11 protein-coding genes are annotated in these 14119 nt (G+C 29.4%); 6 read left to right on the top strand and 5 right to left on the bottom strand.

What is annotated here, in order from left to right:
- The first annotated feature begins 27 nt into the window (after positions 1-27).
- The 3 genes from Spiro2_RS06785 to Spiro2_RS06775 are packed head-to-tail and all read left to right on the top strand — an operon-like array spanning position 28 to position 3334.
- Complete coding sequence (locus Spiro2_RS06785; protein ID WP_338634919.1) at positions 28-249, top strand: hypothetical protein; 222 nt, start codon at positions 28-30, stop codon at positions 247-249.
- Positions 246-2348, top strand: coding sequence for a hypothetical protein (locus Spiro2_RS06780; RefSeq protein WP_338634918.1), 2103 nt, complete (start codon positions 246-248; stop codon positions 2346-2348). The genes Spiro2_RS06785 and Spiro2_RS06780 overlap by 4 nt, the downstream gene beginning before the upstream one ends.
- A gap of 2 nt (positions 2349-2350) precedes the next feature.
- A complete protein-coding gene (locus Spiro2_RS06775) occupies positions 2351-3334 on the top strand; it encodes a hypothetical protein (RefSeq protein ID WP_338634916.1) in 984 nt (327 codons plus the stop codon).
- Positions 3335-3336: 2 nt separating this feature from the next.
- Here the strand turns inward: Spiro2_RS06775 and Spiro2_RS06770 are convergent, their stop codons facing one another.
- From Spiro2_RS06770 to Spiro2_RS06760, 3 genes are all read right to left on the bottom strand, one after another.
- The gene (locus tag Spiro2_RS06770; protein ID WP_338634915.1) at positions 3337-4296 is read right to left on the bottom strand and encodes a polysaccharide deacetylase family protein; all 960 of its coding nucleotides are present in this window, start codon (positions 4294-4296) and stop codon (positions 3337-3339) included.
- Entirely contained in the window at positions 4293-4652 is a 360-nt protein-coding gene (locus Spiro2_RS06765) for an Hpt domain-containing protein (protein WP_338634914.1), read from the bottom strand. The genes Spiro2_RS06770 and Spiro2_RS06765 overlap by 4 nt, the downstream gene beginning before the upstream one ends.
- Positions 4653-4719: 67 nt before the next feature.
- Positions 4720-5397 carry an HAD-IB family phosphatase gene (locus Spiro2_RS06760; protein ID WP_338634912.1) on the bottom strand — a complete coding sequence of 226 codons (678 nt, stop codon included), beginning with the start codon at positions 5395-5397 and terminating at the stop codon, positions 4720-4722.
- Positions 5398-5443: 46 nt separating this feature from the next.
- Here Spiro2_RS06760 and priA point away from each other — a divergent pair, with 46 nt between their 5' ends.
- The 3 genes from priA (at position 5444) to Spiro2_RS06745 (ending at position 12682) form a co-directional block, all read left to right on the top strand.
- Positions 5444-7570: a replication restart helicase PriA gene (gene priA / locus Spiro2_RS06755; RefSeq protein WP_338634911.1), complete on the top strand. Its 2127-nt coding sequence runs from the start codon at positions 5444-5446 to the stop codon at positions 7568-7570.
- A 59-nt stretch (positions 7571-7629) separates the two neighbouring features.
- On the top strand, positions 7630-8892 hold the full coding sequence (locus Spiro2_RS06750) for a tetratricopeptide repeat protein (protein WP_338634910.1): 1263 nt from the start codon (positions 7630-7632) through the stop codon (positions 8890-8892).
- A gap of 190 nt (positions 8893-9082) precedes the next feature.
- Positions 9083-12682, top strand: coding sequence for an ATP-binding cassette domain-containing protein (locus Spiro2_RS06745; RefSeq protein WP_338634909.1), 3600 nt, complete (start codon positions 9083-9085; stop codon positions 12680-12682).
- Here the strand turns inward: Spiro2_RS06745 and Spiro2_RS06740 are convergent.
- Entirely contained in the window at positions 12679-13401 is a 723-nt protein-coding gene (locus Spiro2_RS06740) for a YggS family pyridoxal phosphate-dependent enzyme (protein WP_338634908.1), read from the bottom strand. The two genes, Spiro2_RS06745 and Spiro2_RS06740, sit on opposite strands and share 4 nt — an antisense overlap.
- 26 nt (positions 13402-13427) lie before the next feature.
- The gene (locus tag Spiro2_RS06735) at positions 13428-14030 is read right to left on the bottom strand and encodes a Maf family protein (protein WP_338634907.1); all 603 of its coding nucleotides are present in this window, start codon (positions 14028-14030) and stop codon (positions 13428-13430) included.
- Positions 14031-14119 lie beyond the last annotated feature (89 nt).

The following is a 14119-nucleotide window of genomic DNA, read 5'->3' as shown; positions in this document are numbered from 1 at the left end:
ACTTTAGTTTATGGAACGCATGATTTCATGGGATACTTTTTTTTGCAACTTATTGTATTAGATATAGTGTTAACTTTATTTTGTGTTGTAAATGAGAAGCAGTCGATAAAATTACTTTTTTACGCTGCAATTAATAGAGTGACTTATGGTTTTTCGATTGAAGTCGTTAAGTTTTTTTCTATTTTAGATGAAATATTACAGCTGCCAATGACTTGGGCAAAACTTGAAAGAAAAGGACTTGATATTTGATAGTACAAAATTTACTTAGTATAATAGTTTTATCTTTATGCTTAGCAACGTTATTTATTACGTTAGTAACGTATTTTTTGTATAGAGTAAAACAGTTATTAAAAATAAAAGAAAAAAACAATCAGCAAAATTTAGAAGGTATTTTTTTTAAAAAATATGCTCCATATATTAAGGTTAACGTAGGTGTAAAAGAAAATGAATTTAATAATAAATTAAGCGATAAAAAAACACTAACCTCTTTTTTTGGAATAATTAGTGCAATTTTATTTTTGTCTTTAATTAGTGTTTATATAGTTAATTATTTTAAAATAGGTGAAAAGAAAATAGATACTCAAACCTATAATATTTTGCAAGAAAAAGGTGTTTTAAAAGAGTACAAACTTAATACTCAATTAGAAAATCCTAAATTTGCAGAATTCATTTCTGAAAAAAAAATTAATAATTTAAAAAAATATATAGATACTTTAAAAAATAAAAAAATTATAATTTACGAAAATAATAATTCATTGTTAAAGTACCATAAAGAATCAATTAAAATATGGTCTAATTTTTTTAATAATTATAAAATTAAATTTAAATTAATAAAAAATTTATCAAATATAGATAAAGATGATTTGCTGATAATTCCACAATTAACTCATATTGACAATAAATTAAAAGAAGAAATTCAAAATATTTTAAATAGTAATATTAATGTTCTACTTACTGGTCCAATAGGGGTTTTTGATGAAAATGGAGTTGCTTATCAAAAAGAATTATTTCAAGAATCGCTGGGTATAGAGTTTATTAGTAATTTAGAACATAAAATCAAATACCCGACTGTATTTGCAGCCAATACAATTCCTTGGATGTCTGCCTCACCGGGCTTGGTGTTAAATTGGTATCCAATTAATCAGGAATTTTACGCCATAAATCGTCAAGGGGCTGTTTCTTGTTATGAGTCCAATTCTCTTGCACAGGTTAAAACACATAGTAAAAATCACAATAAAATTGTTCGCGGAATTTTTTTTAAGAATGCTCATAATAGATTGTCTTGGCTTAATATCGAACCAAATAAAGTGGCAGGTGATTTGAGTGTCGCCGAAAACTTTTATCGAGATTTGTTTTTGGTTCGTTCATTGCAATGGCTAATGCGTTATCCAATGGCCGAAGTGTCTGTTTGGAAAAATGGAGCGCCTACAGTTATTGTCAATTCAATAGAAGTTGAAGATGTTTCAGATGTAACAAATTCATACAAAAGTGTTTTTAACAAATATGATTATCCAACGACTATATTTATTTCTTCTGAGAATATTTTAAAAAAGTCACTAGAGTTTGAAAATGAACATAGTGAAAAAATTGAAATGGCTACTTTGAGCGAAAATGATGGAATTTTAGAAAAAACATCATTATCAAATCAATTTCAAAGTATTCAAAATGCTAGAATTTTGCTAGAAGAATATTGGCAAAGCAGGGTATTTGGATTTAAACCACCGCAGTCTAAATTTGATCCTGTTACATTAAATTCTGCAATGCAAAATAAGCTTACATATTTTATTGGTGATCAAAATTTATTTCAATTATCTCCTTTATATATATCAGAAAACAATTTTCTTTATTTTCCACTACTTAATAGCAAAGAAAAATCTTTGTTTACTTCTGCAAAAATTTATAGTCCAGAATTAATTTTGAGAGGCCTTCTTAATTATTTAAGTGAAGTTGAATTTTTAAATGGAGGCGTTTTTTTTATTTTTCCATCAAAGCAAGCATCCGAAAAAAATATGATAAAAGGAGTAGATCTTTTTTTAAAATTTTTAGAAAATAAAAAAGTATGGAAGGCAAATTTTATAATGGTTTCAGATTGGTGGAATGAAAAAAATAATATTAGTTTTGATTTTATTTATGATGAAAATGTAGATAAATTTAATTTTTCAATTATAAATAAAAATAAATTTATTGTAACAGATTTGTATGTATACTTAGATCTACCAAACATGCAAGATTATCGTTTTTTGCAAAATAGTAATCTAGAATTAATAAAAGATGATTTGAATAAAATGACAATTTTAAAAATTAAAAAAATAGATAAAGAAAGTACATTTACATTAGAGGAAATTTAATTTTGAATTTTTTAGTAATTTTTTTTATTTTTATATTTTTAATTTGTAACTTTAAGGTTTATCCAAAAGAGCAATCTTTAAGCTCTGCTAAATATTCTTATACTTTAATTTCAGATTCCTCATTTTTTCATACAACAAACTTTGAATTTACTAATCATCGCAGAGATATTTTATACAGTTATCTTAATGAACAAGATACAGCATGGGACTATGGGGGTTCTATTTTTTACATTCAGGGATTTAATACAATTGATAATTATTCTGGTGAAAGAGTATTATTCACGATTGGTCACAAATCCTCGCCAAATTTTTATCAAAATATTTCTTTAGGGATAAATAATTATTATGATTCTTTTCATCAAAAAAAATTTATAGAATTTGTTGGAGAAAGTAAAACAACTTTTGTATTATCAGAAATATTTAGTGGATTTATTGGTGTTGCAAGAGACAGCGGTTATATTTTTTCATTGCAACCAGGTTCTATATCAGATGCTTTGCTTGTAACAAAATTATTTGGATTAATAACAATTCGTTATCATGAAGATTGGATGAGCAGATTTTCTCAGGATTATTTATTGATCAACGATGGCAATCAAAAGTCAGTCTCAAATTTATCGTTACTTTATGGTCTTTCAACAACAACACCCTGGATATGGTTTGGAGTTGGCCTTGAATACACAGCATATTCTTCTACAACATCAAATTATTGGTCTCCAAGCGGATATTTAGGCTATGGTGCGCGTACAGAAGCTGAGATTTCAATTATTGAAGATTTTTTTTCTATAAGTGTTAATTTTGATTATAATAGGATTTATGACAATGACTCAAAAGCTGAAGGAAATGGTTTTAATTTTTCTACTAAGTTAACATTAGGTAATAGAAATGATCACAATGCTTCAATTTTTTATAATCATATTGATTCTTCGCAAAGTGGAACGAGTTGGATTTCAAAGGAATTGGGTGTGTCTTTAAATCTTACTTTGTAAATTTATTTGCATAAATTTTTAAGCCAATTGCTGTGATTTTCAGGTAATGGTTCATCATACTTTAATTTTAAAGAGCGTCGTACTTGTTCGTAAAAAGGAATTCCTGAGTTCATATAAACAGCCGGATCCATTTGAAATATTTGATCATTAATTGCAATAGGAGAAGAAATAAATTTTACATTCATTTTTTTTAATTGTTCGAGTAAATCCTTAAGTGCAAAGGCGTTGAGTGCATTGTAATGCAAAAGTAAAATATGAGGTGTTTTTCTATTTATACCATAAATCAGTTTTGATAATTTTTCTTGGTATTTTAAAACACTTGCTACATTTTGAATATATTTTTCAATTATTTCTTTTTCTGCGGCTTCGTTTTTTGCGTCCTTACAACGGATAAATGCTTCATTGTAGATCCAATCACCAGAATCAATAGAAACTTGCGCAATTTTATATTTTCTTTCGCTAAAATAGCTTCTAATCGCATACCTTTTTTCTTGATTTGTACCTTCCATTAAATAAGGAAAGCGAAAAACTTTTAATTCTTCAAAATTTGAGGCGTGATCAATTAAAGTACTTTCATTTTTTTCAATATCTTGAATAAAATATTCAGAATCAACTTTAGCAAGATTGCTATGAGAATATGTATGATTCCCAAGTAAATGACCCGATTTTTTCCAATCATTTAAAATTTTAAATTTTAATTTAGTATCTTGAATCAAGATTCCATTTACAAAGCCATAAGCTTGAGGCACTTTGTGAGAACTCAATGCCTCAATAATTTTATTTGAAATTTCTTCTCGCGAAATTGAGGCTGATTCTATTCCAGCTGCGGCTAAGTCATCAATGGTAATTCCAATTTCTATTGTCTTTAAAAACTTAAAAGAATTATTTTGCTGTGCAAAAGCATATAAAGAAGGGAAGGAGTTTAATAAAAATAATGATAAAAAATTAAATTTTTTTATCATTTCATTTTATCTTTTATAGAAGTGAGTTCTTGAGCAATAACTTCATACTCAGCTTTTAATTCGATATATATTTTTTTAGCATCATCAAAATTTGTTGTTGATTTGAGATCTTCTAATCTTTGGCAGATACCACCTAATATATCGGCACCCAAAGCTCTAACACTTGATTTGAGTGAATGTGATTCTTTGGCTGCAGCGACGAGATCGTTTGCAGATAAAAAATTTTCAATATTGACAAGTTTTGCAGGCGATGTTTTTAATAGTGTTTCAATCAAATCAATTAAAAAGCTAGGCTCTCCATCTTCTTCAAGCATTTTTAGGCCTTCAATAGTTTGTTGATTGATGTGAGCGCTCATACGTTTGTTTCCTTTTACTTACGAAACTTATAAACTAAGTTTAATCCATGAATGAATTAAGTAAACGTCAAGATTTTTGTTGCGAAGTCCATGTCAAAATATTCATGTTTGTTCCTAACTCTTTTACAAAAATTTGTTTGTGTTTTTCTTTTGGGCAAATGATGTATCGTTCTTTTGCTTGTTTTAGCATTGGCAGATCAGCAATATGATCGCTCCACGCACTTTCCCAAATAAAATTTTCACCCAAACTGTTGTGAATGCGAGTTATTTTTTCTTGGTTATAACAATTTTTAGATTTTAAAATAACGCCTCCAGCAAAAAAACCAAGTTTGCTACCTATGATAATTTTAAAATGTTGAAATTTTCCGTTGAGCATGCCACGCACCCAAATGGATCCCGATGCGGTAACAACAACAATTTCAATCCCCTCTTTTTTTAGACGCTCAAATGTAGGAATAGCTTGTTGAAACCAAAACTGCTGACCTTCTTTTGCTAAAATATTACGCAAATTTTTTACAATTGCTCTTTTGGATTTGCCAACTGTCAAAGACCATAATATTGCAGATTTTGCAAACGATTTGTCTAATTTTAATAAAAAAGTAATCAATAATATTGGCGAAATAATAACAATCAAGACAATTCTCCAAGGTTCGTTCTTGAGACTTTTCTTGAAAAGTGTCAGGAAAGAGTCTTGGCAAATGAGTGTGCCGTCAAAGTCAAAAAAGGCATAACGGGGTCTGTTCATAAAAGCTTGAGTCTCCGCGAGTTAGACATTCATTAAAGGTTCTAACATGAGTTTACAAGAAGAAGATATGATTTTTGGAGTTTTTGCAGTTGCTGCAAAAACAGGATTATCTTTAACATATATCATTCCAAGACAATATTTAAATATTGAAATTGGGCAATTGTGTTTTGTGCCTATTCTGCAAAAAAAATTTGTGGCATTATTTTTAGGATTTTGCGAACAACCTTCATTTAATTGTGTAGAAATTAATGGTTTTTTCCCATATACCACCAAAATTCCAGCTAAAGTTTTAGAAGTCCTTCAATGGATTGCTGAATATTATTTAATACCTTTTGAAAAAATGGTGCCTTGTTTGGCTCCTAGTTTTATTTGGAATACAGATAAACACAATGTTTTATTTAAAAGACTCGCTAAAATACTTTTATTTGATAATGATAGTAATAAATATAAATTACTAAACGCTTTAAAGCGTGTTAAAAATAATCCAATTGCGCAAAATAAAGAAAATATTCTGACACAAGAGCAAAACAATGTTTTTCAAGCGCTTTGTCAACAGCAAATTGGTGTCTGTGTTTTACATGGGGTAACAGGATCTGGTAAAACAGAAATATATTTAAAAATAGCGCAACATGTTGTGGCACAAAACAAAACTGTGCTTGTTCTTGTTCCTGAAATCGCCTTAACGCCGCAAATGAGTGTTCAATTTCGTTCTATTTTTGCAGATAGTTTAGCAATCTTGCATTCTGGATTAAATTCTACTGAGTACGAGAAAGAATGGTTTAAAATTCATTTGGGTTTCGCAAAAATTGTATTGGGGGTCAGAACCTCTGTTTTTTGTTTGCTCGAAAATATTGGTTTAATTATTGTTGATGAAGAACATGATTGTAGTTATAAGGCGCAAGAATTTCCTGGTTTTCACGCGAGAGATGTGGCTGTTTTACGAGCAAAAAAAGAAAACGCATTGTGTATTTTGGGTTCGGCAACTCCATCCGTTGAGACAATGTTCAATGTTTTTCAAAAAAAATATTGTTACTACAAATTGGAGAATAAATTTTCGCAAAAAATTGTAGAGAGTCTTTTTATTGATAGTAAAAATTATTTAAATTTGCCAAATAAAATACAAAAAAGTACATATCCATTACGTTCTTCACAAATTACATTTGAAAATCATGACGGATTTTCTCCACAAACCATAGAGCTTATTAAACAAAAATGGGAACAGGGGCAGCAATCCATTGTCATTTTAAATCGACGTGGTTTTGTGAATTTTGCGTTATGTGCATGCTGCAGTACTCCTTTACAATGTCCTTCTTGTTCTGTAACCACAACACTTCATCATTACGGACAAGTTGAGATATGTCATTATTGTGATTTTCGAACTTCCATGCGGAAATCATGTCCATCATGCGGTTCTGCGCATTTTATTCATAAAGGTGTAGGAACCCAAAATATTGAAGAGCAGTTGCGAGTCGCGATTCCTGGATTAAAGACTGCACGACTTGATCGAGACGTGTTAACAAGTCACTCACGGTTGACGCAAATTATTGAAACTTTTAAATGTGGTGACGTTGATTGTCTGGTTGGAACTCAAATGTTAGCCAAAGGACATGATTTTCCAAATGTGACACTTGTGGTTGTGTTGCACATTGAAGATTCGCTGTTTTTACCTGATTTTCGCGCAGCAGAACGAACCTTCCAACTGCTAACACAAGCAATGGGGAGAGCGGGACGTGGCACAGAAAATGGGCTGGTTGTTGTGCAGTCACTGCTGACTGAGCATCCTATTGTGACGCTTTCATTACAAAATAATGTGAGAGATTTTATTGAACGCGAGCTCGAATTTAGAAAAATGGGATTTCATCCACCATTTTCAAGGCAAGTGCTGCTTGAGTTGCGACACAAAAATAAAGACAAAGCAATGAGCATGGGAGTGTCTTTAAGAGAGGCGTTAATGAATTTTTGGCAACAAAATCAATATAAAGCCACTGAAGTTCGCCTTGGAGGACCGTATCCTGCGCCACTCGAAAAATTGAATAACGAATATCGAATTCAAATTTGTGTCAGTAGTATTAAAGAATTCAAACCTATTCAATTGATACCGAGTCACATATTAACAAGTAAGGAATTTATAGCATTTCTTAGGGTTGATGTTGACCCCTATTCTTTTATTTAAAAAAAACTCTGTTATATTTCTATAAGATAAAAAAGTAGCTGTTATTACAAGGCGAAAATATGACAAAAGACACTAAAAACAAACAAAATAACAATAAAGTTTGTGTTTTAATTATAGAAGAAAAAACCGACTTAAGAACTTTTTTTATGGGGGCTTTAACCAAAAATGGCAATTATGAGGTTATTAATGCCGCAACAGCTCAAGAAGGGCTCGATATTTTAGCAAAAGAAGGTGCTAAGGTTAATATGATATTATTTGACTGGAATATGTCAGGGATGTCTGGTCATCTTTTTTCACAAAAAATCAAAGCCGGTTCAGAATTTGATCATATTGAATTGATTGTTTGTTCAGCAGCATTTGCAGAAGAAGATACGTTTTTAATGAGTGAAATCGATATTTACTATACAATGCCCAAGGTTGTTAATGTTTTTGATTTTACGGCAAAAATGGAACAAGCAAGAATGGCTTATCTCAATAGCCAATCGGTTGTTGCGAAGCTTAAAAACCTACAACGGTTGCTACATCAGGCTGATTCTCAAGCTATCGAAGCGCTCTTAAAAGAAAGTATTGATATCGAAAAAGAGATTCAAGATAATCCTAAATATGCTTATTTAGGTGGAGAAATTCGGATACAACATAAAAAATATTTAGATGCTATTCAATTTTTAAAAGACAAGCTGAGTCAAGGAGGCGAAAATCGTTCGCACGAAAATCTACGAACATTAAGCACTCTAGGCAAGGCATTGTGTTTGGCTGGAAATTTTGAAGAGGCTTTGGTGATTTTTGAACGTTTAGAAGCAAAAAGTCCTCATAATTTGCATCATAAAGTCATGATTGGAGATGCGTTATTAGGTTTGGATAATGTTGTTGGAGCAGAAAAAAAATATGATGAAGTGTTACAAACCGATGCAACAAATGCGGGCGCGCTTGCAGGGATGGTAAAGACATCATCGGTAACAGGAAATTTTAGTAACGCAAAAACGTTTTTTGATAAAATTGAAGGTAATTTTGAAAGCAGCGCTTTGGCGAGTTTTTTTAATAATCGTGGAGTTGCGTTAGTAAAAAAAGGCAATGTGCAAGAAGCAATTCAGTTTTATGAAAATGCCTTGCAGTTTTTTAATAAATACAAAGGCGTTGTGTATTTTAATTTAGGCATGGCGTATTTTCGCTCTGGTAATATATCAAGTGCGGTCAACTCTTTTCAGGCTGCAATAGCACAAGAACCCGCTCTCATTCAAGAAAAAAAAATTTTACAAGAATTAAAAGAAAAAGGTTTAGAAAAATTTATTGAAGATTACTCTGCAAAAAAAAGCAATTCGTAAATCGAAATTTATTCTTAAGTTACGTTATTTTGCTTAAATTTTTAGCAAAAAAAGATTCGGTTTTTTAAATGATTTTGTTTCTGTTATGTCTTTAACTATTAATTTGTGTTAGTGTATTTACTTGTATACGATACTGAGCCTGCTGCAGTTTTAAGTATTTTCTAAATATTGAAAAGGTTGAAATAGGGATATGGCTAGTTTTCAAAAAAAATATTTATTTGGATTTTTACCATTTATTTCTTTGATTTCTCAAAAGGCAGATTTGCCAGAAAAATGCTTACAACGCGCTATCAATACAGATCGATCTCTATGGTTTATTTTTTTTAGTATTTTTAAAAAACAAATTGCAATTTGTGGATTGAGTCAAGTTTTATTAATTTTATTGTTACTTTTTTCTCCGTTTTTATTAAAGTTTTTTTTAGTTACTTATCTTTTTGACAAAATAAGTATAAATCAAAAAAGATTAATAGAAACATCAATTTATTTGGTTGTGTTTGTAACAATTTATTTGCTAGCTTTTTATTTAAAAAAGCATGTTTTATTACAATGGAAAACAGACATAGAACGTTATTCTATAGATTTTGTAGCAAGAATTTTGCGTTTTTCAAAAAAAGAAGATAATAATATAATTATTAATAATTATATTGATAAAAATGGAGATTTTTTTGTAAATAAAATTGCTCAAATTCCTGTTGCTTTTTGTTTATTATTTAGTTTTCCTGCTTTAATTGCGGTATTTTTTTGTATTTATTATTTTATGAATCAATTATTTTTGGTCCCGATAATTGTTTTGTTTTTAATTAGTATTTTTAAGTTTCGCAATCAAATTTTTTTAAAAAGAAATGAAAAAAAAGAAGAGTTTTTTTTAAAATCTCGAAGCATACTGCTAAAAAAAATATTTTCTTTTGGAAGAAGAGTACATCTTTTAGCAATGGAAAATTTTTTTATCAAAAAAATAAATTTTATTCAAACAAATAGCTATAACTTAGCATACAGTGCAGTACAAAAAAATTCATTTTCTAATACATTGTTTTATTTTTCTGGGATAATAATTGCTATACCAAGTATAACTAGCTATGCTTTATTTCATAAAGAAGCTGGTTTAATTAATTTAATTGTATTAATTTTATATTTTGTTATTGCTGCCGGTTTTTATTCAAATATAGTACATTTTTATGATATAAGAAAAAAATTTAAATCTAACTTTAGTTTTTCATTTAGTAAACAGAGTAAAAAAGATTTATTGCAAAACGATATTGATTACGAAGAAGATTCTTTAGGTTCAGGTTTTCATCAAATTGAAAAACAAGATAAATTATGGTTGCATAAGGCATCTTTTGTTTTGGGAAAAGAAATTAATTTATATCATATAACTTACGAGCATGAGCCAGGTCATATCGTTGCAATAGTTGGAGACTCTTGTTCCGGAAAAACAAGTTTACTTCATGCGTTTGCAGGTGAGTTGCAATTATTTGGAGGAGAAAGAAGGGTACCTCAAAAATTTGAAATTATGCCTCAAGAATTAAGTTTTTTTTCTGGTACTTTAAGAGAAAATATTATTTTGGGACATGAATTTGAGGAAAAAAGATATATAGAAGTTATTAAAGCGACTTTGTTAGAGTATGAAATAAATAATCTAGAAAATGGTGATGACACATTTATTTCTATTAACGAACAAAACAATTTTAATTTTTTACGAAAAATTGCGATTGCTAGAATACTATATGCAAAATCAGAGTATTATTTTTTTGATGATCCTTTAAAAGGGTTTTCAGCCTCAGAATCTACGCAAATTTTTAAAGAAGGTTTTTTAAAAACTTTGCACGGGAAAAATAGAGTACTTGTTACACAAGATCTCAATTTAGCAGCATTATGCAATTATGTCATTGTTATGAAAGACGGCATGATTGTTGAGCAAGGAACTCATTCTTGGTTAATTGAGAAGGCTGGACTGTACGCAAAAATGCATTATGCAGGTGTTGATTTAAATAGTTTTAATCAACAAAATTTAAAAAATAATACGAAACGTTTTTCTATAAAAAATTCTCAAATTGAAAATTTAAATGATTTTAATTCTAACAAATTTGAAGCTATAAAAAAAGAAAATATGTTAAAATATATGTTTGATTCTACGATATATTATATGCGTACATATTTTTCAATTTGTAAACCATATGTGCCAATTACTTTAGTGGTAATGTCTCATATATCATTAAGTTTGTCTTTTTTATTTCTGTTTTCAGATTTTTTAGGACAAAAATTAACAAGAAATAACCAATTAATTATGTTTAGTTTGTTTTCTTTGTTATCGGTGATATTATTTTATTATTTTTCATTGAAAAATATTGAATCTCATTTAAAATTTGGGGCAAAATTAGAAGAAAAAGTATATAACTTATTAATTAAAGAATATCAAGATGAGCATCATTATACGGCTAAGTACCTAGAAAAATTTTCAAAGTTTAAAGAGTATTTATTTACAGCAACAACATCATTTATAGTAAGAATATCATTAATTTTTTCTGCAATTTTTTTAATGCTATCGACAAATATAACGGCATTTTGTTTTGTAGTTGCCATGTTTTCATTTACTTGCGTTTTCTTTTTAGTTTTTAAAAATTCATATTTTGAAAAATTAGATAGTTTATTATTAAAAAAACAAAACCTTAAAAACATCACTGTCAGTTTTTTTAACTCTTATATTAACCCTAACTCCCAATCATTTCGCTCTTATCTTTTTAATAAAATAAATAGTAACATTGCAGAAACAGACTGTGTTTTAAAAGATAAAAATGCAATAATTTTTTACTTTTATAGATTTCTATGTATATCTATATTTTTGTTTTCTTGCCTTTTTCTTGCTTATTTTGTTATTAATTCTAAAAATGTTAATTTTGGATCAGTAATTCTTTCTTTCATTTCAATAATTTTTTTATTTCAGGCGTTTCATCATATTGGGCGTGATTTAAATAAATTTAATCAATCTATTTTTTATTTTAAAAATTTAATGAAAACTTCAATTCGTCTCCAAGAATTTGAAAGAAATCATGAATTAATTTCTGAAATATGGCCAAACAAAGGAACATTTTGCATAAAATCTTTAAATGTACAAGCTTCAAAAGACAATTCATTTTCAATTTATAATTTAGATTTATTCATTCCTCACGCATCTCGTTTTGGTCTCATTGCGCAAAAAAATCAATATGGTTTGTCTCCATTTTTTTCTATATTATTTCTTTTTACAAAAATTGAATCAGGTTCTATAATGCTCGATGAAGAAGATATTTTAAAAATTAATCCGTTAGAATTTAGAAATCGTTATGCCTATATCTCTATGGAGTCGTTATTCCCATTTTTAACGTTAAGAGAAAATATTGATCCTGAAGAAAAATTTGACGATTCAGAAATATGGTCCGCTTTAAATCGTGTAGGAGTCGCACAATCTGTTGCTTTACTTTGCAATGGTTTGAATACAAAAATTGAGGATTTTCCAAAACATATGATATGGACGGGGGAGTTTATTTTATTTTCATTTGCAAAAACTTTATTACATAAGAATAAAGTTATATTTCTTGATAATTTGACGCTTACAGAAGAAGCTGAAATAAGAATTCTTGAACTATTAAACAGAGAACTCAACGATGCGACTATTTTAATTTCAGCCCCAGTAAGTTCTGGTTTGTTTAAAATATGTCACGAAGTTGCTAAAGTTGATAATGAAATGTTAACACATATTCCTTTAATCAGATCACAGCAGCAAGCTTTTTCTTCTGATTTAACAATGCATTAAGTTACTTTATTATTTTTTCTTGCTCCAAAAATTGCTGTCCCAATTCGTAACATTGTTGAGCCACATTCAATCGCTGTTGCGTAATCGCTGCTCATTCCAAGAGAAATGATTGGGTTTTGTAACCTTTGTGTGCTGTACTCTTGCCATAATATTTTACTATTATGAGTAAAACTAAAATACAGTTCTTTTCTTTTTTCTTCATGGCATTCTGCAGGACCAATTCCCATAAAGCCCTGCAGGGTCATTTTTTTACTTGAGCTCATAAACTCACAGATTTTTTTTGCATGTTCGATTGTTGCGCCAAATTTATTTGTATCTTGAAAATCAATTTGTAGTTGCACCAGAACGCGAAGTGGTAAGTCCAATGGAGCCTTTTTTTCTATTTCTATTGCAAGATCTAAGCTATCGAGTGATTGCAAACAAGACACTTTAGAATTTAAAAATTTAATCTTATTTTTTTGTAAATTTCCTATAATATGCCACTTAATATTTGAAAATCTATCTTCGTCAAGCTGTATGCTTTTTTCTTTCCATTCTTGAATATAATTTTCACCAAAATTAAGACATCCTGCTTGATAAGCTTTTTTAATGTTTTCAGTGTTATGATATTTGCTGACTGCAACAAGTTCAATATCATTAGGATCCCTTTTGTAACATTTGGCAATTTCAAAAATCTTTTGCTGAAAAGATTTTATATTATTTTGAATATTTTCAGACATGAAGTTCCTTTTTGGAGCTTAAAAAATTAATGCAGATATGCAAATGTTTCGAGTTTTGCAAAATTTTCTAAGTCCTGCAGAACTTGACTTAACGGTAATCCCATGACGTTGGTATAACTGCCTTGGATGCATTCTATAAATCCCATAGCATGCCCTTGTATCCCGTATCCACCTGCCTTATCAAAAGGTTCGCCAGTTGCAATGTAGGCATTTTGCTCGCGATCAGAAATTGTGCGAAAAGTCACTAAGGTTTCAACAACGCGACTCACGAGTTCTCTATGATTTTGAAATAGGGCATAGCCACTGTAGACAAAATGTGTTTTTCCAGACAACTGTAAAAGCATTTGTTTTGCGATATTGGTATCACTTGGCTTTTCTAAGATAAGACCTTCTTGTGTGACAACAACAGTATCTGCACTTAATATAAATTCACCATTTGGTAATTTATTGTTTATTGCTTGAGCTTTTTCTCTCGCGTTGCGTAAAACATAGTCTTGCGCTTTTTCATTTAATTTTGGTTTTTCATCAATGTCTGCTGGCATAACTATAAATTTTATACCGCTGTTTTCTAACATTTGTTTTCTGCGAGGTGATGCGCTTGCAAGAACAAGCCTCTTATAACTAATCATAATTTTCCGCCAATTCCCTAACTCTAAAAAAGTACATAGCCACATAATACGATTAAAATGTCAATATATGGCATAACTCAATATAGGCC

Origin of the sequence: Spirobacillus cienkowskii (assembly GCF_037081835.1) — a bacterium.
Lineage (GTDB): Bacteria > Bdellovibrionota_B > Oligoflexia > Silvanigrellales > Silvanigrellaceae > Silvanigrella > Silvanigrella cienkowskii.
Note: the sequence above shows the minus strand (reverse complement) of the source record. Positions and strands in the feature narration are given on the sequence as shown.